This is a genomic window from Streptomyces sp. NPDC018031 (genome assembly GCF_044327625.1).
Taxonomy (GTDB): Bacteria; Actinomycetota; Actinomycetes; order Streptomycetales; family Streptomycetaceae; genus Streptomyces.
Genome location: NZ_JBIRFT010000008.1, coordinates 236,294 through 262,728 on the forward strand (window position 1 = coordinate 236,294; position 26,435 = coordinate 262,728).

20 protein-coding genes, 1 tRNA gene and 1 other RNA gene are annotated in these 26,435 nt (G+C 72.9%); 8 read left to right on the forward strand and 14 right to left on the reverse strand.

What is annotated here, in order from left to right; translation table 11 throughout:
- Window positions 1-544 precede the first annotated feature (544 nt).
- From ACH4B3_RS20625 to ffs, 7 genes are all read right to left on the reverse strand, one after another.
- Complete coding sequence (locus ACH4B3_RS20625) at window positions 545-1,618, reverse strand: aspartate-semialdehyde dehydrogenase (protein ID WP_398464571.1); 1,074 nt, start codon at window positions 1,616-1,618, stop codon at window positions 545-547.
- On the reverse strand, window positions 1,615-2,886 hold the full coding sequence (locus ACH4B3_RS20630; RefSeq protein ID WP_398464573.1) for an aspartate kinase: 1,272 nt from the start codon (window positions 2,884-2,886) through the stop codon (window positions 1,615-1,617). The genes ACH4B3_RS20625 and ACH4B3_RS20630 overlap by 4 nt, the downstream gene beginning before the upstream one ends.
- Window positions 2,887-3,209: 323 nt before the next feature.
- Entirely contained in the window at window positions 3,210-3,884 is a 675-nt protein-coding gene (locus tag ACH4B3_RS20635; RefSeq protein ID WP_398464575.1) for a DUF5063 domain-containing protein, read from the reverse strand.
- A complete protein-coding gene (gene recR, locus ACH4B3_RS20640; protein WP_398464577.1) occupies window positions 3,877-4,476 on the reverse strand; it encodes a recombination mediator RecR in 600 nt (199 codons plus the stop codon). The genes ACH4B3_RS20635 and recR overlap by 8 nt, the downstream gene beginning before the upstream one ends.
- Window positions 4,477-4,558: 82 nt before the next feature.
- Window positions 4,559-4,894 carry a YbaB/EbfC family nucleoid-associated protein gene (locus tag ACH4B3_RS20645; RefSeq protein WP_398464579.1) on the reverse strand — a complete coding sequence of 112 codons (336 nt, stop codon included), beginning with the start codon at window positions 4,892-4,894 and terminating at the stop codon, window positions 4,559-4,561.
- 642 nt (window positions 4,895-5,536) lie between these two features.
- Window positions 5,537-7,996: a DNA polymerase III subunit gamma and tau gene (locus tag ACH4B3_RS20650; protein WP_398464581.1), complete on the reverse strand. Its 2,460-nt coding sequence runs from the start codon at window positions 7,994-7,996 to the stop codon at window positions 5,537-5,539.
- A 96-nt stretch (window positions 7,997-8,092) separates the two neighbouring features.
- Window positions 8,093-8,187: signal recognition particle sRNA small type (ffs, locus tag ACH4B3_RS20655), an RNA gene on the reverse strand.
- A 121-nt stretch (window positions 8,188-8,308) separates the two neighbouring features.
- On the opposite strand from ffs, the gene ACH4B3_RS20660 reads away from it, so the two are divergent.
- Window positions 8,309-8,393, forward strand: a tRNA-Ser gene (locus ACH4B3_RS20660).
- Window positions 8,394-8,718: 325 nt separating this feature from the next.
- Here ACH4B3_RS20660 and ACH4B3_RS20665 read toward each other — a convergent pair.
- The 4 genes from ACH4B3_RS20665 to ACH4B3_RS20680 form a co-directional block, all read right to left on the reverse strand.
- Window positions 8,719-10,047, reverse strand: coding sequence for a hypothetical protein (locus ACH4B3_RS20665; RefSeq protein WP_398464583.1), 1,329 nt, complete (start codon window positions 10,045-10,047; stop codon window positions 8,719-8,721).
- Entirely contained in the window at window positions 10,044-11,981 is a 1,938-nt protein-coding gene (locus ACH4B3_RS20670; protein ID WP_398464585.1) for a hypothetical protein, read from the reverse strand. The genes ACH4B3_RS20665 and ACH4B3_RS20670 overlap by 4 nt, the downstream gene beginning before the upstream one ends.
- A gap of 41 nt (window positions 11,982-12,022) precedes the next feature.
- Window positions 12,023-12,838, reverse strand: coding sequence for a toll/interleukin-1 receptor domain-containing protein (locus tag ACH4B3_RS20675; RefSeq protein ID WP_398464587.1), 816 nt, complete (start codon window positions 12,836-12,838; stop codon window positions 12,023-12,025).
- Window positions 12,839-13,053: 215 nt separating this feature from the next.
- Window positions 13,054-14,298: a helix-turn-helix domain-containing protein gene (locus tag ACH4B3_RS20680; protein WP_398464589.1), complete on the reverse strand. Its 1,245-nt coding sequence runs from the start codon at window positions 14,296-14,298 to the stop codon at window positions 13,054-13,056.
- A gap of 398 nt (window positions 14,299-14,696) precedes the next feature.
- Between ACH4B3_RS20680 and ACH4B3_RS20685 the strand changes: the two genes are divergently transcribed.
- The gene (locus tag ACH4B3_RS20685; protein ID WP_398464591.1) at window positions 14,697-15,338 is read left to right on the forward strand and encodes a TetR/AcrR family transcriptional regulator; all 642 of its coding nucleotides are present in this window, start codon (window positions 14,697-14,699) and stop codon (window positions 15,336-15,338) included.
- A gap of 295 nt (window positions 15,339-15,633) precedes the next feature.
- Here ACH4B3_RS20685 and ACH4B3_RS20690 read toward each other — a convergent pair whose 3' ends face one another.
- Both ACH4B3_RS20690 and ACH4B3_RS20695 read right to left on the reverse strand, forming a co-directional pair.
- The gene (locus ACH4B3_RS20690; protein ID WP_398464593.1) at window positions 15,634-16,761 is read right to left on the reverse strand and encodes an RNA polymerase sigma factor; all 1,128 of its coding nucleotides are present in this window, start codon (window positions 16,759-16,761) and stop codon (window positions 15,634-15,636) included.
- Complete coding sequence (locus ACH4B3_RS20695; protein ID WP_398464595.1) at window positions 16,758-17,678, reverse strand: haloalkane dehalogenase; 921 nt, start codon at window positions 17,676-17,678, stop codon at window positions 16,758-16,760. The genes ACH4B3_RS20690 and ACH4B3_RS20695 overlap by 4 nt, the downstream gene beginning before the upstream one ends.
- 394 nt (window positions 17,679-18,072) lie before the next feature.
- Between ACH4B3_RS20695 and ACH4B3_RS20700 the strand changes: the two genes are divergently transcribed.
- From ACH4B3_RS20700 to ACH4B3_RS20725, 6 genes are all read left to right on the forward strand, one after another.
- The gene (locus tag ACH4B3_RS20700; RefSeq protein WP_398464597.1) at window positions 18,073-18,966 is read left to right on the forward strand and encodes an ABC transporter ATP-binding protein; all 894 of its coding nucleotides are present in this window, start codon (window positions 18,073-18,075) and stop codon (window positions 18,964-18,966) included.
- Between the two features lie 3 nt (window positions 18,967-18,969).
- Complete coding sequence (locus ACH4B3_RS20705; protein WP_398464599.1) at window positions 18,970-20,307, forward strand: FtsX-like permease family protein; 1,338 nt, start codon at window positions 18,970-18,972, stop codon at window positions 20,305-20,307.
- Window positions 20,308-20,518: 211 nt separating this feature from the next.
- Entirely contained in the window at window positions 20,519-20,962 is a 444-nt protein-coding gene (locus ACH4B3_RS20710) for an RrF2 family transcriptional regulator (protein ID WP_398464601.1), read from the forward strand.
- 214 nt (window positions 20,963-21,176) lie between these two features.
- Window positions 21,177-22,424: a globin domain-containing protein gene (locus ACH4B3_RS20715; RefSeq protein WP_398464603.1), complete on the forward strand. Its 1,248-nt coding sequence runs from the start codon at window positions 21,177-21,179 to the stop codon at window positions 22,422-22,424.
- 83 nt (window positions 22,425-22,507) lie between these two features.
- Window positions 22,508-23,359: an isocitrate lyase/phosphoenolpyruvate mutase family protein gene (locus ACH4B3_RS20720; protein WP_398464605.1), complete on the forward strand. Its 852-nt coding sequence runs from the start codon at window positions 22,508-22,510 to the stop codon at window positions 23,357-23,359.
- Window positions 23,360-23,677: 318 nt separating this feature from the next.
- The gene (locus ACH4B3_RS20725) at window positions 23,678-24,079 is read left to right on the forward strand and encodes a DUF1992 domain-containing protein (RefSeq protein ID WP_398464606.1); all 402 of its coding nucleotides are present in this window, start codon (window positions 23,678-23,680) and stop codon (window positions 24,077-24,079) included.
- On the opposite strand, the gene ACH4B3_RS20730 is transcribed toward ACH4B3_RS20725, so the two are convergent.
- Window positions 24,048-26,312 (reverse strand): family 2 encapsulin nanocompartment cargo protein terpene cyclase, encoded by a 2,265-nt coding sequence (locus ACH4B3_RS20730; RefSeq protein WP_398464608.1) that lies wholly within the window; start codon window positions 26,310-26,312, stop codon window positions 24,048-24,050. The two genes, ACH4B3_RS20725 and ACH4B3_RS20730, sit on opposite strands and share 32 nt — an antisense overlap.
- Window positions 26,313-26,435: the final 123 nt, after the last annotated feature.

The following is a 26,435-nucleotide window of genomic DNA, read 5'->3' on the forward strand; positions in this document are numbered from 1 at the left end:
CAGGGCCCCCGAGGGGCGGTTACGAAGACGCTCTCCACTTACCGCCGGTTGCAGCGGAACAGGGAGCGTTTGGTCGAACAGAACGTCCGCCCAGTTCGATTGGCCTATGCCATCGTAGTGGCCACAGAACCTTCACAGACCCCGGCCCGGTCCCCGTACCGGGACCGCCACCGGCGGCCGGCAGGCCGGGGCACCGGGCCGCGCCCCGCACGATCACGGTTCCGGCCGACTCCCCCGCGCCGGCCGGCGGTCCACCACACCCGGAGGCGGCCCACCGCTCCCGGGGCCGACGATCCACCATTCCCGGACCGACGGTTCATCGCTTCCCGGGCGGCCGGTTCATCGCCCCGGCCGGCCGCCCGCGGGGGCCACGGGTCCACCCGGTCCACGGGGGCCCACCCGGTCCACGGGGTCCACGGGCGGGGTGCGGTCCGCGCCCAAGGGGCTGCCGCACCCGGCCACGGCCACGAAAGGCCCCGGGGTGTGCTCACCCCGGGGCCGCGACTACGAGGTGCCCGGGGCGTTCCGCACCCGGGGACCGCGGCTAGGAGACCGGCAGTTCCGCGGCCACGACCTCCGCGATCTGCACGGTGTTGAGTGCCGCGCCCTTGCGCAGGTTGTCACCGCAGACGAACAGTTCCAGGGCGCACGGGTCGTCCAGCGAGCGCCGGACCCGCCCCACCCAGGTCGGATCGGTGCCCGCCACGTCCGCTGGGGTCGGGAACTCGCCCACCGCCGGGTCGTCGCAGAGCACCACGCCCGGCGCCGCCGCCAGGATCCCGTGCGCCGCGTCGACCGTGACCTCGTTCTCGAAGCGCGCGTGCACCGCCAGCGAGTGCGTGGTGATCACGGGTACCCGTACGCAGGTCGCGGTGACCCGCAACTGCGGCAGCCCCAGGATCTTCCGCGACTCGTTCCGTACCTTCAGCTCCTCCGACGTCCAGCCGTCCGCCTCCAGTGACCCGGCGAACGGCACCACGTTGAGGGCGAGCGGCGCGGGGAACGGGCCGGTGTCCCCGATCGCCCGGCGCACATCGCCGGGCTGGGTACCCAGTTCGGCACCGGCGATCTTGACGGTCTGGTCGCGCAGGGCGTCGATGCCGGCCTTCCCCACCCCGGAGGCCGCCTGGTACGAGGAGACGATCAACTCGGTCAGCCCGAACTCGGCGTGCAGCGCGCCGACCGCGACGATCATGGCCAGGGTGGTGCAGTCGGGGTTGGCGATGATGCCCCGGGGCCGCACCCGGGCGGCGTGTGCGTTCAGCTCGGGGACCACCAGCGGGACGTCCGGGTCCATCCGGAACGCGCCGGAGTTGTCGACCACGACCGCGCCCTTGCTCGCCGCGATCGGCGCCCACTGGGCGGACACCTCGTCCGGCACGTCGAACATGGCGAGGTCGACGCCGTCGAAGGCGTCCTCGCTCAGCGCCACGACCTCGACCTGCTCGCCGCGCACGGTCAGCTTCCGCCCGGCCGAGCGGGCCGACGCGACCAGCCGGATCTCTCCCCAGATGTCGGCGTGCTCGGACAGGATGCCGAGCAGTACGGTGCCGACCGCGCCGGTCGCCCCGACCACCGCGAGTGTGGGGCGACCGGCGCGGCCGGCATCCGGAGTCATCGCCCGGTCCCTCCGTAGACGACGGCCTCGTCGCTGTCGGAGTCCAGCCCGAAGGCGGTGTGCACGGCGCGCACCGCGCCGTTGACGTCGTCGGCGCGGGTGACGACCGAGATGCGGATCTCGGAGGTGGAGATCAGCTCGATGTTCACCCCGGCGTCGGACAGCGCCTCGAAGAACGACGCGGTGACTCCCGGGTTGGTCTTCATACCGGCGCCGACCAGCGAGATCTTGCCGATCTGGTCGTCGTAGCGGAGGGAGTCGAAGCCGATCGCCGCCTGCGCCTTGGTCAGCGACTCCATCGCCCGGTGGCCGTCGGTCTTCGGCAGCGTGAAGGAGATGTCGGTCAGCCCGGTCGACGCGGCGGAGACGTTCTGCACCACCATGTCGATGTTGATCTCGGCGTCGGAGATCGTCCGGAAGATGGCCGCGGCCTCGCCCGGCTTGTCCGGGACCCCGACGACCGTGATCTTCGCCTCGGAGGTGTCGTGGGCGACACCGGAGATGATGGCCTGCTCCACCTTCTGATCCCCTTGCGGCTCGTTGCTGACCCAGGTGCCGCGCAGTCCGGAGAAGGACGAACGGACGTGGATCGGAATGTTGTAACGGCGTGCGTACTCCACACAGCGGTGGAGCAGCACCTTGGAACCGGAGCTGGCCAGCTCCAGCATGTCCTCGGACGAGATCCAGTCGATCTTGCGGGCCTTCTTCACCACCCGCGGGTCGGCGGTGAACACGCCGTCCACGTCGGTGTAGATCTCGCAGACCTCGGCCTCCAGCGCGGCGGCGAGCGCCACGGCGGTGGTGTCGGACCCGCCACGCCCCAGCGTGGTGATGTCCTTCTTGTCCTGGGACACACCCTGGAAACCGGCCACGATCGCGATGTTGCCCTCGTCGAGGGCGGTACGGATCCGGCCCGGCGTGACATCGATGATGCGCGCTTTGTTGTGGACCGAGTCGGTGATGACTCCGGCCTGGCTCCCGGTGAACGACTGCGCCTCGTGGCCGAGGTTTTTGATCGCCATCGCCAGCAGGGCCATGGAGATACGCTCTCCGGCGGTCAGCAGCATGTCGAACTCGCGACCGGCAGGGATCGGGGATACCTGCTCGGCGAGATCGATCAGCTCGTCCGTCGTGTCGCCCATCGCGGAAACCACCACGACGACCTTGTGGCCGTTCTTCTTGGCTTCCACGATCCGCTTGGCGACGCGCTTGATGCCTTCGGCATCGGCAACGGATGAGCCTCCGTACTTCTGCACGACAAGGCCCACGTGCGCTCCTCGCAACTGTTAGTAAAACGGTCGACTCAGTCTATCGAGCAAGCGGAATGCGCCATCCGGATATCACATGGCGAGACGATCCGCTCACCATGCACAGCCGTCGGGCCACACCCCGTACATCCCGGGTGCGGCCCGCGCGTCCGGCGCCTCCCGCTCCTGCTCAGCCAGCACCCTGCCCCCGGAACAGCACAGCACACGGGAACGTAAGCCAGCTCACACGGTGGTGTGGTCGCCGGGCCCCGCGGTGGCGGCCCGCCCGGTCCGCGGTGCGCGGCCCGCCGGGCCCGGGCCGGAGTGGCCGGAAGCGACGAGGATCAGTGTTCGGGTGCGGCGGACCGCAGCCCCAGCGGCCCGGCGATCTCCGCCGCCATCACCCGCCCGGCCTCCTCCGCCAGCGCCTCGTCGCCGCCGTCCCCGCCGTTGTCGGTGTCCAGACCGTCGAGCTCGTCCAGGGGGCTGTTCAGCCGCACGTGTGCCACCAGCGACTGCAGCGCGCGCAGCGCGGCGGAGGCCGTCGGCCCCCAGTTGGACAGGTACGAGAACTGCCACCACCACAGGGCCTCGCTGACCCGTCCGTTGCGGTAGTGCGCCATGCCGTGCCGCAGGTCGGTGACGATGTCGGCCAGGTCGTCGGAGATCCGGCAGGCGACGGGCGCGCTGCGCGGCACGTACGGGTCGAAGACCTCCGAGTAGACGTCGATCGGGTCGAGCAGGCGGGCGAACCGTTCCCGCAGTTCGTCCACGTCCGGCTCGGGGCCGACGTCCGGCTCGTACCGCTCGTCCGGAACGATGTCCTCATGCGCGCCGAGACGGCCGCCCGCGAGCAGCAGTTGCGAGACCTCCAGGAGCAGGAACGGCACCGCGCTGTCCGGCTCGTCCCCCTTCGCGACCTCGGTGACCGCGACGAGGAAGCTTTCGATCTGATCGGAGATCTGTACCGCGAAGTCGTCCGGGTTCTGGTGGCTGTCGTGCAGCGTTGCGTCAGACATCGAGAAGTCTTCTCCCTTCGAAGGCCCGCCCCAAGGTGACCTCGTCGGCATACTCCAGATCGCCCCCGACCGGCAGCCCGCTGGCCAGACGCGTGACCTTCAGCCCCATGGGCTTGACCATCCGCGCGAGATACGTGGCGGTGGCCTCCCCTTCCAGATTGGGGTCCGTCGCCAGGATCAGCTCGGTGACCGTGCCGTCGGCGAGCCGGGCGAGCAGCTCCCGGATGCGCAGATCGTCCGGCCCCACGCCCTCGATCGGGCTGATCGCCCCGCCGAGCACGTGGTACCGGCCACGGAACTCACGCGTCCGCTCGATCGCGACGACGTCCTTCGGTTCCTCCACCACGCAGACGACCGCCGGGTCGCGGCGCGGGTCCAGACAGACCCGGCACTGCTCGGCCTCGGCGACGTTCCCGCAGACCGAGCAGAACCGGACCTTCGCCTTCACCTCGGTGAGCGCGTGTGCCAGGCGCCGGACGTCGGCGGGTTCGGCCTGCAGGATGTGGAAAGCGATCCGCTGCGCGCTCTTGGGACCGACGCCGGGCAGCCTGCCCAGCTCGTCGATGAGGTCCTGGACCACGCCTTCGTACACGGAACGCTCTCTCCTTCTTCGATTGACCTCCGGCGCCGCGCCGGCCGCCGGTCGTTACTGCTCCATGCCGCCCGGGTGCGCCTCAGAAGGGCAGACCGGGCATGCCGCCGAGTCCCTGGGCGAGCGGGCCGAGCTTGCGCTGCTGCAGCTCCTGCGCGGACTGGTTCGCGTCCCGGACCGCCGCGACGATCAGGTCGGCGAGGGTCTCGGTGTCCTCGGGGTCCACCGCCTTGGGGTCGATGACCAGGCCCTGGAGCTCTCCGGCACCGGTCACGGTCACCTTCACCAGCCCACCGCCGGCCGAACCCTCCACCGGCGTCCTGGCGAGCTCCTCCTGGGCCGCGGCGAGGTCCTGCTGCATCTTCTGGGCCTGCTGAAGCAGCTGCTGCATATTGGGCTGGCCACCACCGGGGATCACGAGCGCGCTCCTGGCTGTCGAGTGTGTCGGGCTTTCGTTTTTCCGATAGCCCGAGCCTACGTGCTCCCCCGGCACTGCGCGCTACCCCGTACGAACGAGTAGGCCAACCTCCCGCTACGCCCCGGGAACGAGCCGGAACCGCGTTCCGGGGACCGGCGCACGCCCTGGTCCGGCATGAGCAGGCCCTCGGTCTCGTCCGGCGACGCACCCCGGCCCGCGGCCCGCGCCGGCTCCCGGACAGGGGACAGGAGCGGCCGCCGCCCACCCGCGCCCCCGGCGCGACCCGGGCCGGGCGCCATGCGCCCCCGCACCCGCCGGCGGAGCCGGGGCGTGCGCGGCGGACCGGGCCACGCCCGGTACAGCATCGGGGACGTCGCGCCGGCCCCGTACCCGGCACCGACCGCGCCGGCCCCGGCAGCCGGCGCTGTCGACGGACCGGGGCGACGGCCCCGGGCGGACGGGGCGGCCGAAGCGGACGACGGATACGGCGGCGGCCGGGTCCCGGCGGGCGGAGCCGGGCAGCCCCGCGGCCCCGGCGACCGGCGACCCGAGCCGGATAGGCCCACGCGGCCCGGCGACCGGCAACCGGCGACCCCGCCAGCCCACCGGACGGCCCACGACCGCACCCGCGCCGGGCGCCGGCTATTCGTTCGTGATCTCCTCGATCACCGTCGCCCCGAGTTCCCGCACGATCAGGTCATGGCCGCTGAGCGCGGTCTCGTCGAGGTCCGGGTCGTCCTCGTCCGGGATGTCGTCCTCCGGCGCGACCGGGGCCGGCCGGGGCTCGCGGTACACCGGTGCCGGGGGCGCGGGAGCCGGAGCGGGCGGAGCGGGTGCCGGGGCGGCCGAGGGCGCGGACCCCCCGGAGCCACCGCCGAAGCCACCGCCCCCCGCGGCCGGTCCGGGCGCACCGGCCGCCGCGGGTCCACCGCCGGTCCCCCCGGGGCCGCCGAAACCGCCGGCCGCACCGGGACCGGGCGCACCGCCGCCGAATCCACCGCCGCCCCGGGTGTCCGCGAAGCCGCTCGCACCCTGGGGCCCACCGAACCCGCCGGCACCGCCGAAGCCGGCCGACGCGCCGCCCGGCTGCCCGGCGCCGCCCGACGGGTCGACGACCGCCTCGATCCGCCACTGCACGTGGTACTGCTCGGTGAGCGCCTGCCGCAGGACGTCCTCACTGCCGCTGTTGGCGAAGCTGTCCCGGGCGCCCGCGTTGGAGAAGCCGAGCTGCAGGGTGGTCCCGTCGAAACCGGCCACCGTGGCGTTCTGGCTCAGCAGGATCCACGTGAAACGTCGACGGTTCTTCACCGTCTCCAGGATGTCCGGCCACATCTGCCGGACCTGCCCGGCGCCCTGTGCCGCCGCCTGACCGACCGGCGCCTGCTGCACCGCCGGCACGGCCGGGCCGGCGGCGGGCTGTGCCGGGGCCGGGTGCCCAGGGCCGTCCGGCGCGCCCGCGCCGCCGCCCTGTCCCGGGGCCGCCGCCGAGGGCCAGCCTCCGGGACGCCGGGCCGCCGGGGCCTCCGCGCCTCCCGGAGCCGCCGCCGGGGCGCCGCCCTGACCGGGCGCGGCCGCGGTGGGCCAGGCGCCCGGCGCACCGCCGCCGGACTCCGCCGGACCGCTCGCGGGGCCGGTGCCCGCCGGAGCCGCGCCGGCTCCGGCCGCCGGGCCGCCGGGCCAGGCGCCGGGCCGCTGGCCGCCGCTCTCGGCCGCCGGAGCGGGCACGCCGGACGGCGCCGGCCGCTCCACCGCGTTCTCTTCCGGGCCGGGCCCGCCGGGCGGCGCGCCCTGCGGGGCCCCCGTGCCCGCCGGCCCCGCCATGGCCGCACGCGCGGCGGCCGGGCCGGCCGGGCCGGTGGCCGGGACGTGCGCGTCCGGCCCCGGTACGTATCCGAGTGCGGGGCCGGGCGCCATGGCCGCACCGGCGGCCGGGCCGCCGGTGAGCGCGCCCCGTTCCAGCCGCTCCAGCCGCGCCTGCACCGACCGCTCGTCGTCGAACGCGGCGGGCAGCAGCACCCGCGCGCAGATCAGCTCCAGCTGCAGCCGGGGCGAGGTAGCGCCCCGCATCTCGGTGAGGCCCTGGTTGACCAGGTCCGCGGCCCGGCTCAGCTCGGCCGCGCCGAACACCGACGCCTGTGCCTGCATCCGCTCGACCACGTCGGCGGGGGCGTCGATCAGGCCCTTCTCCGCGGCGTCCGGTACCGCCGCGAGGATCACCAGGTCCCGCAGCCGCTCCAGCAGGTCCGCGACGAACCGCCGCGGGTCGTTGCCGCCCTCGATGACCCGGTCGACCATCTCGAACGCCGCCGCTCCGTCCCCGGCCGCGAACGCCTCCACCACCGAGTCGAGCAGCGAGCCGTCCGTGTAGCCGAGGAGCGAGGTCGCCATGGCATATGTCACACCGGCGTCGGCGGCACCGGCGAGCAGCTGGTCCATGACCGACATGGAGTCCCGGACGGATCCGGCGCCGGCCCGGACGACCAGCGGCAGCACCCCGTCCTCGATGGGGATCGCCTCGTGCCCGCACACCTCGCCCAGGTAGTCGCGCAGCGTCCCCGGCGGGACCAGCCGGAACGGGTAGTGGTGGGTGCGCGACCGGATCGTCCCGATGACCTTTTCCGGCTCGGTGGTCGCGAAGATGAACTTCAGATGCTCCGGGGGCTCCTCGACCACCTTCAGCAGGGCGTTGAACCCCGCCGAGGTGACCATGTGCGCCTCGTCGATGATGTAGATCTTGTAGCGGCTGGCGGCGGGCCCGAAGAACGCCTTCTCCCGCAGCTCACGGGCGTCGTCCACGCCACCGTGCGACGCCGCGTCGATCTCGATCACGTCGATCGAACCAGGGCCGTTCCGCGCCAGGTCGCGGCAGGACTGGCACTCGCCGCACGGCGTCGGCGTCGGTCCCTGCTCGCAGTTCAGGCAGCGGGCGAGGATGCGCGCGCTCGTCGTCTTGCCGCAGCCACGGGGCCCGCTGAACAGATAGGCGTGGTTGACCCGGTTGTTGCGCAGCGCCTGCTGCAACGGGGTGGTGACATGCTCCTGCCCGATGACCTCGGCGAAGGTCTCGGGGCGGTAGCGGCGGTAAAGCGCAAGGGACGACACGCCTACGACGATATCCGCCCACACTGACAAGTGGTGTCGATCACATCGGCCCCCGCGGCCCCGGAAGCGCCGGAGAACCCACCCGCCCCCGCAAACACAAGGGCCCCCCACGCACCCGCCAGAGCCCACTTACCCTTGCTGCCTTCCGGCCCTGGGGGAGTTGGGTGAGATAGCGCCACGTGAGGGGCTGGCCCCTACCCTAGCGGATCCCGACGGGTGGTGAAGCACCCGGACGACTCCCGGGGCACCCCGGAGGGGTCCCCCGGGAAGAGGGTTCGCGAGCACTCCTTCCGGTCTTGTATTGTTTGCGGCGGAGGATTCGCCTAGTGGCCTAGGGCGCACGCTTGGAAAGCGTGTTGGGGGCAACCCCTCACGAGTTCGAATCTCGTATCCTCCGCCCGAGCGAAGGCCCGGACTGCTTGCGGTCCGGGCCTTCGTCGTTTCCCAAGGCAATTCGCCGAGCGGCTGGACCAGGACGGGGACCGGCTGCCGCTCCCGGCGCGGGCCTGCCCGGAAAGGTGTCACGGAGCGCTGTCGGCCCTTCCGCCGGCGTGCTGCTCCATGCCGGTGCGTCCGGGCCGGCCCGGCCCCGGAGACGGCAGCGCCCCCGGAAGGCGCTCACCGTTCCCGTTCGCCGCCGGCGAAAGCGGGCGCCTGATCGCCGGCACAGCGGCTCTCCAACCAGCAGGCGCGAAGGAAGACATCCTCCGACGACTGCATCGTCACCCTAGGTGACCGCCTGCGTCATCAGGCTCGGGGGCGACGCCGTTCGGAGCGGGTTGGTGCTGCTCCGCAGCGTGGTCCGGATACGTCGGCGACGTACCCCACCGAAGCGGAGACGTCCCCGTCTCCGCCCCGTCGAGGGGCTCGGTGGCACCTTGCCTTCCCTCCGGTTCTTCGGAGCCGAAGGGAGACGAGAAGCGGCCCGGGCCGCTCACCCGTGGCTCCTGGGCGGGTGTATCAGGCTCCCCGGTCTGGGGCTCGGTGGGGCGCAAACCGTCGATGAGGTCCCGTCGCATGTCCTCCGCCACGTCCGGCCGGCCGGCCTTCTCCGACATCCGGGCTAGGCGGTCGACGAAGACCGCCCGCGCGTCCGAGCCCGGGGCGAATCCCATCTCGTCGAGGAGGGCCGAGACACGCTCGCTGGGCGCCCACCGCTGACCGCTCCGCCCATGCCCCGGCGGTTCCTCCGACGCCGAATGCCCTTCCGGCGGCTCCGGGTGGCGGAAACCCCCCACCGGCTCGCTCTCGACCGGCGCTCCCGGCGGCGGGCACAGATGACGGAACACCTCGGGCACCTCCTCGTCGTTGGCTGCCGCGGAAAGGCAGGCCAGCGGGCCGATCAGCTCCACCGCGCGCTCGATCTCATCCTCGTGTCGGGACAGCCACCACACCACGGCGCTGCCAGGCGAGTGCAGGACGTCCTCGCCGAGATAGCTACGGCGATTGCGCTCGTGCTGCAGGCGTCCCTCCCACACCCCGACGGACTTGCGGAGCGCGTCGATTTCATCCAGGTGCTGCTGGTCCGCGGGCCTGAGGCTGAGCCGCACGTCGGTGGCATAGGCAGTCACCAGACCGGAATCATCGGTCATGGGGACGCCGAGAGTGCTCTCCAGCCAGTGCTGTAGGAATCCGCAGCGGTTGGGGTGCTCCACCGCAGCGATGCTCTGCACGCGCTGCAGGACGGACGCCACCGCGACGCTTGCCGGATTACCGTGCGGCACGGTGGTGGTTCCGTCGGCGTACCGCCACCGGACGGCGGCGGAGAACAGGAACGGGTAGTCCGCCATCGCACTGGAAACGGGGACACCCGTCACCGGGCTTGCGAAGGGAACGGGGTCGGGCGGCGGCTCGGGAGCGACGTGGTCCGCTTGGACCCCCTCCGGCGCGCCGCCGTCCGCCCTGCGCAGCCCCCGCAGGAGCGCTCCTGCCAGGAGGGTGGGCAGCAGGATCCCCATCCAGATCGGCCATTCGAAGACAGCGCCCAGCACCAGCGCCACCGTGACGGTCAGCGCCAGGAGGCCGAGCCGCGGAACATGTCGGGAATTCATATGCTCTCCGTCGTGCTGTGAGCTTCAGGGCCGGGGCCCCCTTCATCGACGCCCTGCACCAGGTCGATCTCCCGGCAGAACCGTTCGGCGATCTCTTCACGGTGACGGCGCTGCGAGTGGTGCTCCTGAGCCATGCCGGGCGACGGGCGGCCGGCCCACGTGCGGGTGGCCATATAGAGGCGGTTCAACAAGGCGTCATCGCCGGCAGCCGCAAGGAGCAGCGCGTGGAGGATCCGGTTGCCCTCGGGGCGCTGTTCCAGCTCCGACAGCCACCGTTGCACCAACGGCGTCCAGTCTTCCGGCGGAACCGCCGCCATGACCGTCCGCCAGCCAAGGCTGATCTCCACCCATGGCGGCGGTATCCGCAGTTCGGTCGGGTCGAGTAGGCCCACGAGGAGCTCCGCGTTGCGAGGACTCGACAAACCGGCGTTGACCAGCCGGTCCGCAAGCCGCCGGAACAGACGTCGGTTTCCACGCGCCAGTTCCAGCAGTGCGGACCGGGCGGCTGCGGCCTCCGGGCCCCGCTGGCGGATCGCGAGATGCCGGAGTCTGACCATCGCCTGGTCGGGATGGGTCGCCGCCATCACCTGCTGGCAGACGTCCGTCAGCACGCGCGCGAGGTCCGGGGGCAGGGGGCCTCCGGTCACCCAGCCGTACACGCGGGAGCGGAGATGCGATCCGTACTGGTCATGACTGAGGCCGAGCTCGAGTACCGCCGCCGCCTCGGGCCGCAGCCGCCCGCCCACGTCCGGATCGGTCCATCGCTGGGCGAGCACACACAGGTCTTCCGGACGGCCGGTGGCCAGGGCCTGCTCGGCGAACCGAGCGACCAGGCGCATCCGGTCCTCTCCTCGGAGTTCCGGCAGCCCCATGCACCGTCCCACCCAGTCCCGGAAGGACGACCGCAGATCGGGGAAGTTGCGCCAGAAGTGACGTCTGACAGCGCTGTCGTACGCGAGCTGTGAGAAGCCGACGCTCCCGTCCGCCCCTCTGGCGATGCCGAGTCTTTGCAGTTGCTCACCCAGATCGGCCTGGGCGATCCGCGGAGTGTCGTCCTGCTGGTGGCGCAGCACATCGAGCAGGCAGTACGCACCGCTCAGTACGGCCTCCGCCGCCGCGCCGCTGGCCATGGCCGCAGCGAGCAGCAAGGCTCGGTCGAGGCCGTCGCGGTGGTCACGGAGCTGCCGAGCCACCTCGTCCGAGACGTCAGTGACGGCGGCCACCGCCACCTGGCACCAGTCGTCGAAGGTCCTGCCGTACTGATGGCTGTCCCGTGCCTGGACGACGAGGTCCGCCAGGCGCGCGAGTTCCCGCATCGGCAAGCCCGAGAACAGGTCGGCCAGGGCTTCGGTGTCCAGTTGTTCCGGCTCGAAGGCGACCCCGTAGACGCGCAGGTACCTGCTGAAGACCGCGCGACCGCGTGGCCGTTCCAGCTGCACCAGCAGAGGTGACAGGGCACTGTCGAGCATCAGGTCCAAGCCGGCCGGGAGTACGACGACCAGCCGCGCGCCGCATTCCTCCACGCTCGCCCGGTAACGCATGAGCGAACGCTGGGCGTCGGGGAAATCCGTGTCGGACACACCCGACAGGTCCAGCAGGTAGCGGTCGTCGGCCGATGCGTCGAGGGAATCCTCCTCCCACCGCAGCGGCAGTTCCTCGATACGGCTCGCGGGCACCGCCGCTTCCTCGAGCAGCATGGTCGCGGCCGCGTGTCGCCCAGTGCCGGGAGGGCCGTTCAGCAGGACCACCGCACCGGGAACGCCCAGCCGTTCGGCGGCTCGGCCGTAGTGACGCGGCCGGACGAAGCACCGCGTCAGCCGGCGCCGGTGCTCCTGCACGATCCGCAGGCGGGGCGCGCCGGCTCTGACCAGGCCCTGGTTCGCGCCGATCATCCAGGCGGTGACGTTGAACTGGTTCCCGCTGCCGCTGTGCACGGGACCTTGCGGGTCGTTGACGCAGGTGTGTCCTGGGCCGGTCACCGCTCTCCGTCCACGGGAGTCTCTCCCTCAGGGAACTCCCGCCGGTGGGTCGGAGCACCGTTGTGCGCCTCGGTACGGTCGACGGCCGGCCCGTCATCGAGGAAACGGGCCCCCCAGTGCTGCTCACGGGCGTGGTAGACGTGCCCGCTGCCGGTATGGACGGGCCCCTGGGATTCGCTGATGAACGTACCGGAGAAGTCACCGTTGAGGCTTCCGATCCCGCCCCGCTGGCGGTGTTTGATCACCTGTGACGGGACGCGGGTCTGGTCGCCCTGGTCTCCGGCCGGTACGCGGTTCCCACCCCGCTCCGTCGGTGCCTCACGCCCCTGGGTGTCTGCGATATCCGCCAGTTCGGGGACCAGCAAGGCAAGATCCGTGGCCAGTCGGTCGAGGTCCGCTGCGGCATTTCGGTGGTCGAACCGTCGGTACTGGCAGTCCGCGAGCTCGCCGAGGGCCGCCGGGAGGGCTTCCGGCCGGAGCGGCTCCGTGCGACCCACCAGGAGCGGGATCACGATCGCTCCGGTCTCGAAAGCCTCCAGGATCTCCCGCCTGGTCCAGTCGTCCGGTTCATCCAGTGCGGCGCGGCCATCGGCGGTCCTCGCTTCCAGCCATCGGGCCCCGATCACGGCGAGCAGCACGCTGCTCCGGCGGACGGCCGTGATGAGCTCCCGGGGATAACGCTGTCCCGGTCCGATCGACTTGCTGGCCCGGAAGACGTTCGTATCGCCGAACCTCCGGGACAGCTCGCGTTCCACGAGGGTTGCCGTGGATTCCTCATCGCCGGTCCGGTAGTTCACGAAGATCAGCGGCATGGTGGATCCTCCTGAGTGTTCACGGGGGTTCGGCACGGCGGCACGGGTGCGTGCGCCGAGGGTTCACAGGGCCGCGCGAGCCCTCTCCCGGCCCTGGAGCGGAATGCGGGCCGGTGAAGTACGCGGGCGTGCCGGGGGAAGTCCAGGCGGGCCTGGAGAGGGCGGGCGGTCGAAGAACGGCTCCTGCCGGCCGGCAGGAGGGGCCGACAGAAGTGTCAGCTGGCGCTCAGCGCACGCAGTAGCGCTGGTTGGAGATCGCTCACGGCACGATGTGCGCGGAAGCGGGAGAGTTCCCGTTCGAGCCGGCGCACGTCCGCGCGGACTGTGGCGGAGGGAACCAGGTCCAAGCACGGGAGCAGTTCCCGAGCCAGCTCGCACGAGTGCTCGATCTCTCCCGAAGAGGCATGGGCCAACGCCCTGCGGAAGCCGTAGCGCGTACGGGTGCGCAGGGCCTGCGGGGCGATGCGCCGGCACTCCTGGTCCAGAATCTCCGCCGCCTCCCGAGGGCGTCCCAGGTCATAGAGGCACCAGCCGGTCACCATGGACGCCGGGTCAGCGAGATGCGTGGTGCCCAGTACAGGGGCTTCGGTCGTCGTTCCCTGGGCGCGGAGCAGCAGGTCGCGTGCCCGGTCCAGCCCACGCAGACATGCCGTTTCCGCTCCGGCGAGAGCATGCCCCTGAGCCTCTCGCTGCGCCGCCAGGCCCCGGATCCGGGGCGGCAACGCACTCTTCTGGGCCTGTTGCGCGAGGGCGATCGTCTCCGCGGCAGCACCGTTGTAGAAGGTGACGAGCGCCCTGCGGACCAACGCGTAGTCCGCCAGGTGTTCATCACCGCCTGCCTGGGCCAACGTCACCGCATCGGCCGTCCACCGCATGGCTGCCACGTCGTCGCCTGCCTCTTGGGCCATCCACCCCGTGTATTCGGCGAATCGCGACGCGAGGGTCAGCAGCCCGGCCCGGGTGGAATCGGCGGCCCTGGACGCAAATTCCGCGACCGTCCGGGTGTGCGTCGCCAGGACGGGCAACAGCAAGGCGGGGTCGGTGCTCTGGCCCAGCAACCTCATGTGGTGCAGCTGATCCCGGAAGACGGCCAGAGCGGGCAGCGCCACACCGGGCACTTGGTCACCGCCGCCGGGCAATCCCATGCCGAACAGCGAACCCACACCCGTGGCGATCGCGTCACGGCGCGCCATCGCCGGGCCGCCGCCACCGGGTTCAGCGACTTCCCCCTCAGGCTCGACCAGACATCGCAGCGCCCCCTCCGCGGCGAAGAGAGCATCGCAACGCAGCACAAGGGCCATCGGCGGACGCTTGTCACCCCGTTCGATCTTGCAGAGATAGCCTTTGCTGTAGTGAACGACGTGGGCGAGCTGCTGCAACGTCATGCCGGCTTCCTGCCGCAACCGGCGCAGCTCCGCCCCGAACGCTAACCGCACTCCCGTTCCCCTCCTTCTCGACACGATCTCCTGCGAGGCGACCTGTTGGTATACCGCCCGCCGTCACCGTCGAGTCTGGCACCCCAGACCATGCCTCCGCCGGGTTGCACGGATGTTTCCTGTTTCCTCTTCTTCCCGTCCGCAATCACGCCCGCGGAGCTACCACGACGCCGCCCCACCCCTCCGGACGACGGCAGACAGCCCACCACGGCACTGTGGTGGGCGGGCGCTCCCGGTTCACCGGGAGCAGTGACCCGGGGCTCCGAACAGGCGTGACGGGCGCCCGCGGGCTGTTGTGTACGATGTCCACATTCGGGTGGTACGACGGTTCCCGCTCCGGAGCCGGCCCCCGGAGGTGATCCGGCGACGCGGACGCCGACCACGGCGGCCCGGTCCGCCGGCGATCCGCATCGGGAGGGACGATGACGCCGCGAGCCGACGCTCCGAAGCGGAGCACCTACCGGCACGGCAATCTGCGCCACGCGCTCATCGAAGCCGGCACCCTGCTGGCCCGGGAAGGCGGGCCCGAGGCGGTCGTGCTGCGTGAGGCCACCCGCCGCGCCGGAGTGGTGCCCAACGCGGCGTACCGCCACTTCGCCGACCGGGCCGCCCTGCTGCACGCCGTCTCGCAGGCCGCGATGGCCCAGGTGGCGGTCACCATGGAGGCCGAGCAGGCACGCCTGCCGCGGACCGACGACCCGGCCGAGACCGCCCGCGCCCGCTTCCGCGCGGTCGGCACCGGCTACCTCCGCTTCGCGCAGGAGGAACCGGGGCTGTTCCGGGCCGCCTTCCACGTGCCGGGCGACATGACGTCCGCCGCCGACGAGACGGCCGCCGGCGGCACCGGGCTGACCCCGTTCGAACTCCTCGGCGCCGCCCTCGACGACCTCGTGGAGGCCGGTGTCCTGCCGGCCGACCGCCGCCCGGGGGCCGAGTTCCTCGCCTGGTCGGCGGTCCACGGACTGGCGGTGCTGCTCATCGACGGGCCGCTGCGCGGCCTCGCCCCCACCCAGGCCGACGACGCCGGCCGGCACCTCATCGACATGATCGAGCGGGGCCTCTAGCGACACCGCCGGCCCCGGGGCCGCTCGCCGGTACGGGAGCGGCCCCGGGATCCGGCGGGTTCCGGGGGGTTCGGCGGGCCCCGGGAGTGCGGCGGGTCCCGGGCGGTGCGGCGGGTCCCGGGGGTGCGGGGCGTGCGGGGGTGCGGGGGTGCGGCGGGCGCCGAAGGTCCGGGTGGGGTGGCGGGGGCAGTACGCGCCGGGCCGAAGGGGGAGAGAGACGGCCGGGGCGGGTGGGCCGGGCGCGGGGCCCGGCCTGTCCTCGCCCGGTGCGTCCCGCGCTCCGGCGGGTGTCGGTTCAGTCCAGCAGCGGGAAGCGTCCCGAGCCCAGCAGGGCCAGCACCGCATCGGTCCTGGCCTGCGGGGCCGCGTAGTCGGGGTGGGCGCGCAGCACCGCCGCGGCGTCGCGGAGCCGGTGCAACTGACCGGCCGTGTCCGCCAGTTGGCGGCCGCCTGGGGCGACGGGGTGGGTGGCCAGCGCCGGCCGGCGGGGATCGACGCGGCCGACCGCGACCGCCTTCTCCACCCGACGGGCACAGCGGCAGAACGCCTTCGGGTCGGCGAGGCCGCAGGTGGACCCCATGAACGCCCGGATCCGCCGCCGGGCACGCTCCAGCCGTTTACGGAATCCCGCCGGGGTGGTGCCGGCGATCCACGCCGCCTCACCGGACGGCAGCTCGAAGATCTCGCCCAGCACGAAGGCGACCCGCTCGGTGCGCTCCAGGCACTGCAGCATCGCCTGGGAGCAGGTGAGCCGGACCTCCTGTGCGAGCAACTCGGCCTCCGGGCCCGCGTAGTCCGCGGTCGCCAGCCCGTCGGTCAGGTCCTCCCGGAACTCCTCGAGGCTGAGCCCCCTCGCCTCCTGCGGGGTCTGGCGCCGCAGATTCAGCAGGTAGTTGACGCCGACCCGGTACGCCCAGGTGAGCAGCCGGGCCTCCGCCCGCCAGGTGGCGAGCCGGGTGATGACGCGGACCAGGATCTCCTGCAGCGCGTCCTCGGCGTCCGCCGGCCGCCACACCATGCGCAGGGCGAGGCGGTACAGGGGGTCCTGGATCAGGCGCACCACCTCCTCCAGGGCGGTCCTGTCGCCGTCCACCGCGCGCGCCACCAGCACGCGTTCGCGGCGGAGTTCATCGTCCGCTTCGGTCGCCCCCAGGGCCGCCGGGACGGGCCGGTCGGCCCCGCTCCGGGTGCCCTGGCCGTCCGCCGGGTCGCCCCACGGCTCGTCCGCCCGGTCCGTCGCGCTCACAGGCTCGTCCACCCCGTCCGCCGCGCTGGGCTCGTCCGCCCCGTCCGTCGCGCTCAAGAGCTCGTCCGCCCCGTCCGTCGCGCTCATGGACTCGTCCACCCCGTCCGTCGCGCTCACGGGCTCGTCCACCCCCTCCGTCGCGCTCAAGGGCTCCCGTCCGTCCAAGGGTCTGCTCACCGCTCCAGGATCCGTTCGTGCCGGCGCAGCCACCGGGCGATCGCCGCCCCGATGGCGTCCGGCTGGTCCTCCACGATGTGGTGGCCGCCCGGTCCCACCGACTCGACCTCGACGCTGGTGAAGGTCTCCTCGGCCCACGCCGCCGTCTCCGGGGACCCCATGCCCACCCCGGCTTCCACGGTCATCAGCAGCTTGGGGACCTCCGGGGACTCCGCCATCCAGCGACCGTAGGCCAGCATCCGCTGGTGCACGTCGACCGGCTCGCCGTCGAAGGGGATCTCCCGCGGCCACACCAGCATCGGCTTGCGGGACGCGGCGTCCGGGAACGGCGCCCGGTAGGCGTCGTGGTCCTCGGCCGCGAGCCCGCTGACCACCCCGTACGAGAGGTTGTACTCGATGAACAGGTTGTCCCGCAGGATCATCTCCTCCCCCTTCGGGGACCGGACCGCCTCGAAGAACTCGCGGCCCCTCGGCGGCATCTCGTCCCAGCTCAGCGGCCGCAGGAAGGTTTCCACCAGGGCCAGCCCCCGCACCCGTCCCGGCCGGCGGGCCGCCAGGTCCATGGCCAGCGCCCCTCCCCAGTCGTGTCCGACGATCACCGCCTCGGTGAGGCCGAGCGCGTCGAACCACGCTTCCAGGTACCGCGCGTGGTCGGTGAACCGGTAGTCGCTGTCCGGCTTCCCCGACGCGCCCATCCCGATCAGGTCCGGCGCCAGGCACCGGGCCTCGCCCGCCACGTACGGGATCACCTTCCGCCAGGCGTACGAGGAGGTCGGATTCCCGTGCAGGAAGACGACCGGGATCCGGTCCGCTACCCCGGCGGGGGTGGTCCCGGCGGTGTCCGAGTAGGCCATGAACGAATCGTGCACCTCGACAGTGGTCATGTGCGCTGTGTCCTTCCGGGTTGTCGCGTTCATCGGTGTGAACCGCTCTCACCTGGTTGGACACAGCCCTGCCGGCCGCTGTGACACCGGATCCGGCATTTTTTCCCGGAGATCTCCGGGACGGCCGGCCTCACCACGGTGCGCCGGTACGACCGGTTCCGATGGTCCGGTGCCGTCACGCCGGGCGGCCCGGTACGGGCGGAACGGGCACCCGGGTGCCCGTTCCCGGGGGGCCGGTGCCCGGTCCTGGGGCGCCGGTGCCCGGTCCCGGGGCGCCGGGTGCCCGGTCGTGGTGTCGCGGTGTCCCCTCGCCGGGTGTACCCAGCACCACCACGGAACCGGGTCGTGGGCCCCATGTGCCCGGCCCTCCGCGTCCGTAGCTTCGTGGATGTGGCGCGATGGGCGCCTGACGGGAACGGCGAAGGGGATGACGATGTTCCGTCGTACGGGCCGGACCGGCCCCGCCGGCAGCGCCGAGGCTCTGCGGCTGGTCAAGGTCACCAAGGTGCACGGCTCCGCGGAGAACGCGGTGACGGCGCTGGACGGGGTGAGCCTGACCCTGCCGACCGGCAGCTTCACCGCGGTGATGGGGCCCTCCGGGTCCGGCAAGTCCACCCTGCTGCAGTGCGCGGCCGGACTGGACCGACCGGACAGCGGAGTGGTCATGGTGGACGGCGAGGAGATGACCGGCGGCGGCGAGACCGCCCTGACGAAGTTCCGCCGCAACCGGATCGGCTTCATCTTCCAGCAGTACAACCTGCTGCCCACCCTCACCGTCGCGCAGAACACCACGCTGCCCGCGAAGTTCGCCGGGCGGCGGGTCGATCCGGCCCGGGTGCGCGAGATCCTCACCCAGGTCGGTCTCGGCGACCGCCTCGACCACCGGCCGGACCAGCTCTCCGGTGGGCAGCAGCAGCGCGTCGCGATCGCCCGGGCGCTGGTCACCGAACCACCGGTGATCTTCGCCGACGAGCCCACCGGCGCACTGGACATGCGCAGTGCGCGGGAGGTGCTGCGGCTGCTCCGGGAGACCGTGAGCGTCCACGGCCGGACCGTGGTGATGGTGACCCACGACCCGGTGGCCGCCTCGTACGCGGACTCCGTGCGGTTCCTGGCCGACGGCCGGCTCGCCGGGGAACTGACCGCGCCCACGGTGGACTCGGTCGCCGAGCGCCTCGCGCACCTGGGGGACGGCCTCGCCCCCACACCACCCGGCCGTCACCCGGGCGGTGGGCCGGCGGCGCACGCACCGGCCTACGGCCCGGCGGGGAACGGGCCGGGTCACGGCCCGGCGGGCCACCAGCGTCGGACGGGGGCCTGAGCCGTGTTCACCCTGGCCCTGCGCTCGGTCCGGCAACGCCCGGGCCGGTTCCTCGCCACCACGCTCGCCGCCTTCCTGGGCGCCGCGATCATCATGACGTTCAACTCGCTGCACGACACCGCCGGGGCGGCGGACCTCGACGACGCCAGTTCGGAGACGCTCACCGTCTCCGCGAGCGTGGTCGGCGGCTACGGCACGCTGCTGGTGTTCTTCGCCATCGCCTCCACCCTCACCGTCAACGTGCGGCAGCGCACCGACGAGATCCACCTGCTGCGCTGCACCGGGGCCACCCCGGCGCAGATCACGTGGATGGTGGTGGGCGAGTCGGCGGTGGTCGCCCTGGCCGGACTGGTGCTCGCGGTCGGACCGGCGGTGCTCGGCGGACGGGCGCTGCTGGGCATGTTCCAGGACAGCGGCCAGGTCGCGGACGAGGTGGACTTCGTCTTCGGCCCGATCGCGCTGTCCGCGGGCATCGGCGTCACCCTGCCGGCCGCCGTGGGCGCCGCCTTCCTCGCGGTGCGCCGGGCGACGAGGGCCGCGGCCGGTGCCCGCGCGCCCCGGAACCGGCTGCGGAACCTCGGCGGTGGCGCGGCGCTGCTGGCCGGGGTGGCGGGAGTGGGCGCCACCTTCGCGGTGGACGCGGAGGACCCCGCGCTGATGGCGGCACCGGCGTACGGCGCCATCCTGCTGTCGATCGGGTTCGCGGTGTTCTCGCCCGGGCTGCTGCGGGTGCTGCTGGGCCGGCTGGAGCGGCCGATCACCGCCCTCGCCGGGGCGAGCGGGTACCTGGCGGTGCACAACCTCCGGCAGCGCGCCGCCCAACTGTCCGCGGTGCTGATGCCGTTGATCCTGTTCACCGGGGTGGCGACCGCGACCCTGTCCATCCAGGCGGTGGAGAACGACGCGATCGAGGCCTCCGGCCTCACCAGGTCGGTGGACGACAAGAACCTGGAGACGCTGAACCTGGTGGTCGTCGGCATCATCGTGGTGTTCTCCTGCATCATGCTGATCAACAGCCTGTACGCCGCGACCTCCTACCGCAGCCAGGAGTTCGGCCGCCAGCGTCTCGCGGGTGCGGTACCCGGGCAGGTTCTGGCGACGGTCGGCACCGAGGCGGTGGTGCTCACCGCGACCGGGCTGTTCTTCGGCTCGGTGGCCGGACTGGCCGGGATCGTGCCGTTCACCCTGGTCCGCAGCGACGACACGTTTCCGCACCAGGCCCCGGTGATCTGGCTGGTCACATCGGCGATCGCCGCCGCCGCAACGGTGATCACGAGCGTGGTGACGGCCCGCCGCACGCTGCGCACGCCGGCGGTCGCGGCGGTGGTGGTGACGGCCTGACCACGACGGGACGACGGCTCTCCCCGGTACTCCGCCCGGCCCCGGCCCGGGTGGTCCCCGCCCGGCCCCGGCCACGGCGCGCCGGGGAGGACGCACTCCGCTCCGGCAGCCGAACGGCCCGGACCGCGACCCTCGCGGTCCGGGCCATTCGGCTGTCGGAAAACCCACCCCCAAATTCTCATCTCACATACCTATTTGTTAGCGTCACGGTGTGCGGCTCACGAAGTTCACCGACCTGGCGCTCCGCGCCGTGATGCGCCTCGCCGTCCCCGGGGACGACGAGGCGGTGACCACGCGCGCGGTGGCCGACGTGATGGACGTGCCCTACGCGCACATGGCGAAGGCGATCACCCGCCTCCGGCAGCTGGGCGTGGTGGAGGCCCGGCGGGGGCGCGGCGGCGGACTCACGCTGACCGACTTCGGCCGACACGCCTCCGTCGGCTGGCTGGTGCGTGAGCTGGAGGGCGACGGCGAGGTCGTGGCCTGCGAAGGGGACCCGCCCTGCCCCCTGCGCGGGGCCTGCCGGCTCCGCCGGGCACTGCGCGGCGCCCAGGAGGCGTTCTACGCCGCACTGGATCCGCTGACCGTGGCCGACCTGGTCACCTCCCCCACCGGCCCGGCCCTGATCGGGCTGACCGGCCGCCCCTCCGGATGACCGCGCCGCCGCCGGCCCGGCCGGCCACACCCCCTCCCTGACCACCCACACCCCCTGACCACCGCCCCCGGGCCGCCGGATCCCCTCCGGTCCACCGGGACCACTCGGGCGGCAGCCCGCCGCGGGCTGCCCCCCGGGTTGCCGGGCTGCCCACCAGCAGCCGTAAATACGAAGATCATTAACCAATTAAACGCTCAAGAATCGAGGAGTCGCCATGCTGTCCGAGCAGTCCGCTCCGGTCGTCCGCGCCACCCTGCCCGCCGTGGGCGCCGCCATCGGCGAGATCACCGAGCTCTTCTACCGGAAGCTGTTCGCGGACCGCCCGGAACTGCTCCGGGACCTGTTCAACCGCGGCAACCAGGCCAACGGTGAGCAGCAGCGGGCGCTCGCGGGCTCCATCGCGGCCTTCGCGGGCATGCTGCTGGAGCGGCCGGACACCACACCCGGGGCCCTGCTCTCCCGGATCGCGCACAAACACGCCTCGCTCGGCGTCACCGCCGACCAGTACCCCCTCGTCCACCGGCACCTCTTCGCGGCGATCGCGGAGGTGCTCGGCGACGCCGTCACCCCCGAGGTCGCCGCCGCCTGGGACGAGGTCTACTGGCTGATGGCCGAGGCGCTGATCGCCCTGGAGACCCGCCTCTACCAGGAGGCCGGCGCGGCGGACGGCGACCTCTGGCGGCGGATGGAGATCACCGAGCGGCACGAGGAGACCCCGGACGCGGTGTCGCTCGTGCTGCGGCGCGCCGAAGGGCAGCCGACCGGCCCGTTCCGGCCCGGCCAGTACGTCAGCGTGCAGGTCGAACTGCCCGACGGCGCCCGGCAGATACGCCAGTACAGCCTCTCCGCCGCGCCCGGCACCCCGCAGTGGCGGATCACCGTCAAGCGCGTCCGGGGCGGGGCCGGGCCGGAGGGCGAGGTCTCCTCCTGGCTCCACGAACGGGCCCGGGTGGGGGACGTGCTGACCGTGTCCGCGCCCTTCGGCGATCTGGTGCTGCCGGACGGCGACGGCCCGCTGCTGCTGGCGTCCGCCGGCATCGGCACCACCCCGATGCTCGCGATGCTCGGCCATCTCGCCGAGACCGGCTCGGCCCGCCCGGTGACCGTGGTGCACGCCGACCGCGGCCCCGGCCACCACGCCCACCGCGACGAACTGCGACGGCTGGTCGGCGAGCTTCCGCAGGCGGCACTGCACCTGTGGTACGAGGAGCCCGGGGACACTGCCCCGGCCGGCCTGACCGGCGCCGACACCGGCGGGGCGACCGAGGCGACCGGGGTGACCGTGTCCACCGGCCTGGCCGACCTCGGCACGCTGGAGCTGCCGGAGGGGCTGACCGCCTACCTGTGCGGGCCGCTGCCGTTCATGCGGGCGGTCCGGGGCGAGCTGCTGCGCCGGGGCGTCCCGGCGGCGGCGATCCACTACGAGGTGTTCGGGCCCGACCTCTGGCTCGGCCAGTCCTGACACCCCGCCGCGCCGCGCGCCGGGTACGCAGCTGTCGGAAATCCGCCAGACGCCCCCGGCGCGCGGGTGCTGGACTCGTCCACATGACCGAGCTGCACGACAAGGCCGTGGCCTTCCGCTCCCTGCACCGGACCGGTGCCCCGCTCGCCCTCGCCAACGTCTGGGACGCCGCCGGAGCGCGCCTGGTGGAGGACGCCGGCGCCCCCGCCGTGGCCACCACCAGCGCCGGGGTGGCCTGGGCCCTGGGGGCGGCCGACGGCGACCGGCTCGACCGCGACCGCGCCCTGGCCCTCGTGGCCCGGGTGGCGGCCGCCGTGTCGGTGCCGGTCACCGCCGACCTCGAGAGCGGCTACGGCGAGACCCCCGAGCAGGTCGCGGAGACCATCGCGGGGGTGCTGGACGCCGGCGCCGTGGGCGTCAACATCGAGGACGCGCTGCCCGCCGGCCCCACCCCGCTGCGCGCCGTCGGCGAACAGGCCGAACGCGTCGCCGCCGCCCGCGCCGCGGCCTCCGCCGCCGGGGTCCCGCTGTTCCTCAACGTCCGTGTCGACACCTGGCTGCGGGCCGTGGGCGCCCCGGAGACCCGGCTGCGGGAGACCCTGGACCGGGCGCTGGCCTATGTCGCGGCGGGCGCGGACGGGATCTTCGTGCCCGGTGTGACCGACCCGGCCACGGTGGCCGCGCTCGCCGAGGCCCTGCCCGTCCCGCTGAACGTCCTGGCGGGCCCCGGAGCGCCGTCGGTGGCGGAGCTCGGCGCGCTCGGCGCCGCCCGGGTCAGCCTCGGTTCCTCCGTCGCCGAGGCCGCCTACACGCTGGTACGCGGCGCCGCCCAGGAGTTGTACGCCACCGGCACCTACCAGGCGGTCGCGGGCCCGGCCACCGACCCGGTCGACTACCAGCGGCTGAACGCCCTGATCGGCACCGCGGCCCGCTGAGCCCGGCCAGGGCCCCGCCGAACGACCGGCCCGGCCGGCTCCGGGCGGGCGGCCCGGAGCCGGCCGCAGCGTCCCCAGGCTCAAGGCCGCGGGCCGCACGCTTCCGGCCCGCGACGGTCCGGCCGCCCGGCGGCCCCGAGACCCGGACCGGCCCCGAGACCCGGACCGGCCCCGAGACCCGGACCGGCCCCGAGACCCGGACCGGCTCCGAGACGCGGACCGGCCCCTCGGCGCACGGCGTACGCTCGGAGGGAGACCAGGCCGCCCGGCCCGGCCCGGCGGCCCCGGCCGTCCGGACCCGCGGAGGAGGAGCGTGCGTTGACCGAACGGAAGCCGCCCGGCGTCAGCTTCGAGTCCTGGGCCGACCGGCAGATCCGCGAAGCCGAGGAACGCGGCGAGTTCTCCGGTCTGCCCGGCTTCGGCAAGCCGATCCCGGACCTGGAACGGCCCTACGACGACGAGTGGTGGGTCAAGGAGAAGATGCGCCGGGAGCACCTCTCCTACCTGCCGCCCGGCCTGGCCCTGCGCAAGGAGGCGGAGGACGCGCTCGCCTCCGCCGCTCAGGCCCGGTCCGAACAGCGGGTGCGGCAGATCATCGCCGACATCAACGAGAAGATCGGCGCGGCGCTCCGGCATCCGCCACCCGGACCACCGCTCCGGCTCTCCCTCTTCGACGTGGAGCAGGTGGTCAACGACTGGCGTGCGCGACGCCGGGACTGAGTGCGGCGAGCAGCCGGGCCGCCGAGGTCCCCAGCCCCGTCGGTCCACCGACCCACGGCGGCGGGCACGCGTCGGCCCGCAGCTCGGCCTCGCCGTAGCGACGGCACTCCCGGTGCCAGACGAGAATCCCGGACAGCCAGTTCCGCAACTCGCCGACATAGCCGTCCAGGACCTCCCGCGCCTCCCGGGACAGCTGGAAGTCGTCGTAGAGGACCGGTAGTTCATGGGCCGCCACGTGCTGGAACTGCCGCATCCGGGACGTCATCAGGTCGTCGACGATGGACAGCGCCGTCGGGTAGTCGACGTCGAAGAAGTTCTGGACGACGAGGACACCGTTGTGCACCTCGCCCTGGTACTCGATCTCCTTCTGGTACGAGAAGACGTCGTTGAGCAGGCAGGCGTAGTCGGCGGCGGCGTTCTCCAGCGACCGCATCGGTCCGCTGCGGTAGATCTCCGGCGGGACCCGGCGCCCGTGGCCGAGCCGGCACAGGCTCATCGTCAGGTCGGAGCCGAAGGTCAGCCGGCGCATCTCGATGTAGTCGACCGGGTCGGGGATGCGGTTCTCCGCCTGGTTGGCGAGTTCCCACAGCCAGCTGTCCGTCATCCGCTCGATCGCGGTGCGGAAGTCACGGCGGGCTTCCGGGGTCATCGGACCGGCGGTCCGCGCCCACAGGTCGGCCAGTCCGCGTTCCAGTGCGTCGGCGGGCTGCGGCGTGCCCTCCGCGGGGTCCAACGGCATGAAGAGGGAGAGCCGTTCGGTGGCCAGCCGCGCCCCGGCCAGGTCGCCGGTCCGGCCGAAGACCACCGGGTAGTAGTCGTCCCCGTAGGTGCCCCAGGTCAGCCACCCCGAGCTGAGGTCCAGTGCGGCGGGTGTGGCGTCGGGGTGGATGCCGGCGGCGCACAGCGGCAGGTCGTAGCCGATGAGCTGCTCCTCACTCCACACGTCGGAGCCGGGCACCCCCGGCTGCGCCCGGAGCAGGCCCATCCGGTGCGCCCAGTCGACGAGGTTCCGCCGGGCCCCGTCCAGGTGCGGGCTGAGCGCCGGGGTGAACGGCATGAAGAACTCGGGCAGCCGGGACGGGCCGACCTTCTGGTACGGCACATGGGAGTGGCGGCGCAGCCGGTCTCCGCCGGTGGCCGCGATCAGCGACCTGATGCCCAGCGACGAGGTGCCCAGGCCGGTGGGGCCGCCGAGGGCCGGGACGGCGCCGCCCGGCAGGGGCGGCCCGGCCGCGGCCGCCGCGCCCTCGTTCATGTAGCGGCTGGACCGCAGATGCCATTCGTGGCCGCCGGACTGCCAGTCCTGCAGCCCCTTCACATAGGCGAGCACCCGGGCGCAGGCGTCGGGGGCGAGCCCGGTCTCCAGGAACAGCGGGCCGAGTTCGGCCAGCGCGGTGTGCTCGAACTGCTGGAGGCGGGAGGTGAGCAGGTCGTTGACGGCGTCCGCCGCTTCCTGGGTGGTGCACCCCAGGAACTTCTCCAGGACCAGGACGCCGTTGCTGAGCTCCCCCTCCTCCTCCGTCTCCCGCTGGTACGAGAAGAGGTCGTTGCGCAGGTGCACGGCGTCGGAGAACGTGTCCTTCAGCACCCTCAGCGGCCGTGTCGCGGCCACCGCCGCGGGCACCTCGGCGCGCGCCGCGTACTCGACCAGCCCCGCCGACCAGGGTGCTCCCCCCACCTTGCGGCGCATCTCGATGTATTCGACCGGGTTGGGCACCCGGTCGGCGTTGATGTTGGAGAGCTCCCAGAGCGATTCGTTGAGCAGGTTCTCGGTGCTCTCCGCGAACCGTGCCCGCCACTCGGCGGACATGCTGGGCACGGTACGGGCCCAGAGATCGGCCAGCCCCGCTTCGACGGGGTTCCGCGGCTCGGGGACGGGGGCGGACAAGTCCATCGGCATGAAGGCGGGGAGCCGGTCGAGGTACTCCTTTCCGCCCGCCCGGTCCTGGGTGCGCTTGAACACTTCCAGGAAGTGGTCGTCGAAGAAGAACACCCATACGTACCAGTCGGTGACGAGCGAGAGCGCCGGTCCGTCGCAGTCGGGATGGGTGTAGGCGCAGAGCAGGGCGTAGTCGTGGGAGTCGAGGTCGCTCTCCTCCCAGATCCCCGAGCCCTCCAGCATGCCCTGCTCCCGGGCCCACTTCTTGGTATGCGTCCGCGCCTGTTCCAGGTGCGGGTTCAACCGCGCGGGGTACGGCACGTAGAAACTCGGCAACGTGAACGGCTGACTCATCGGCATCCGGCCCTTCCCAATGTGCGCCCGGCGCTCACTGGGACGAGCGAGCACCGACGACCACGGACGACGGAGCAGCGCTACCCATCCCCCACGGGACCACTCGGTTCACCCGCCAGGTCG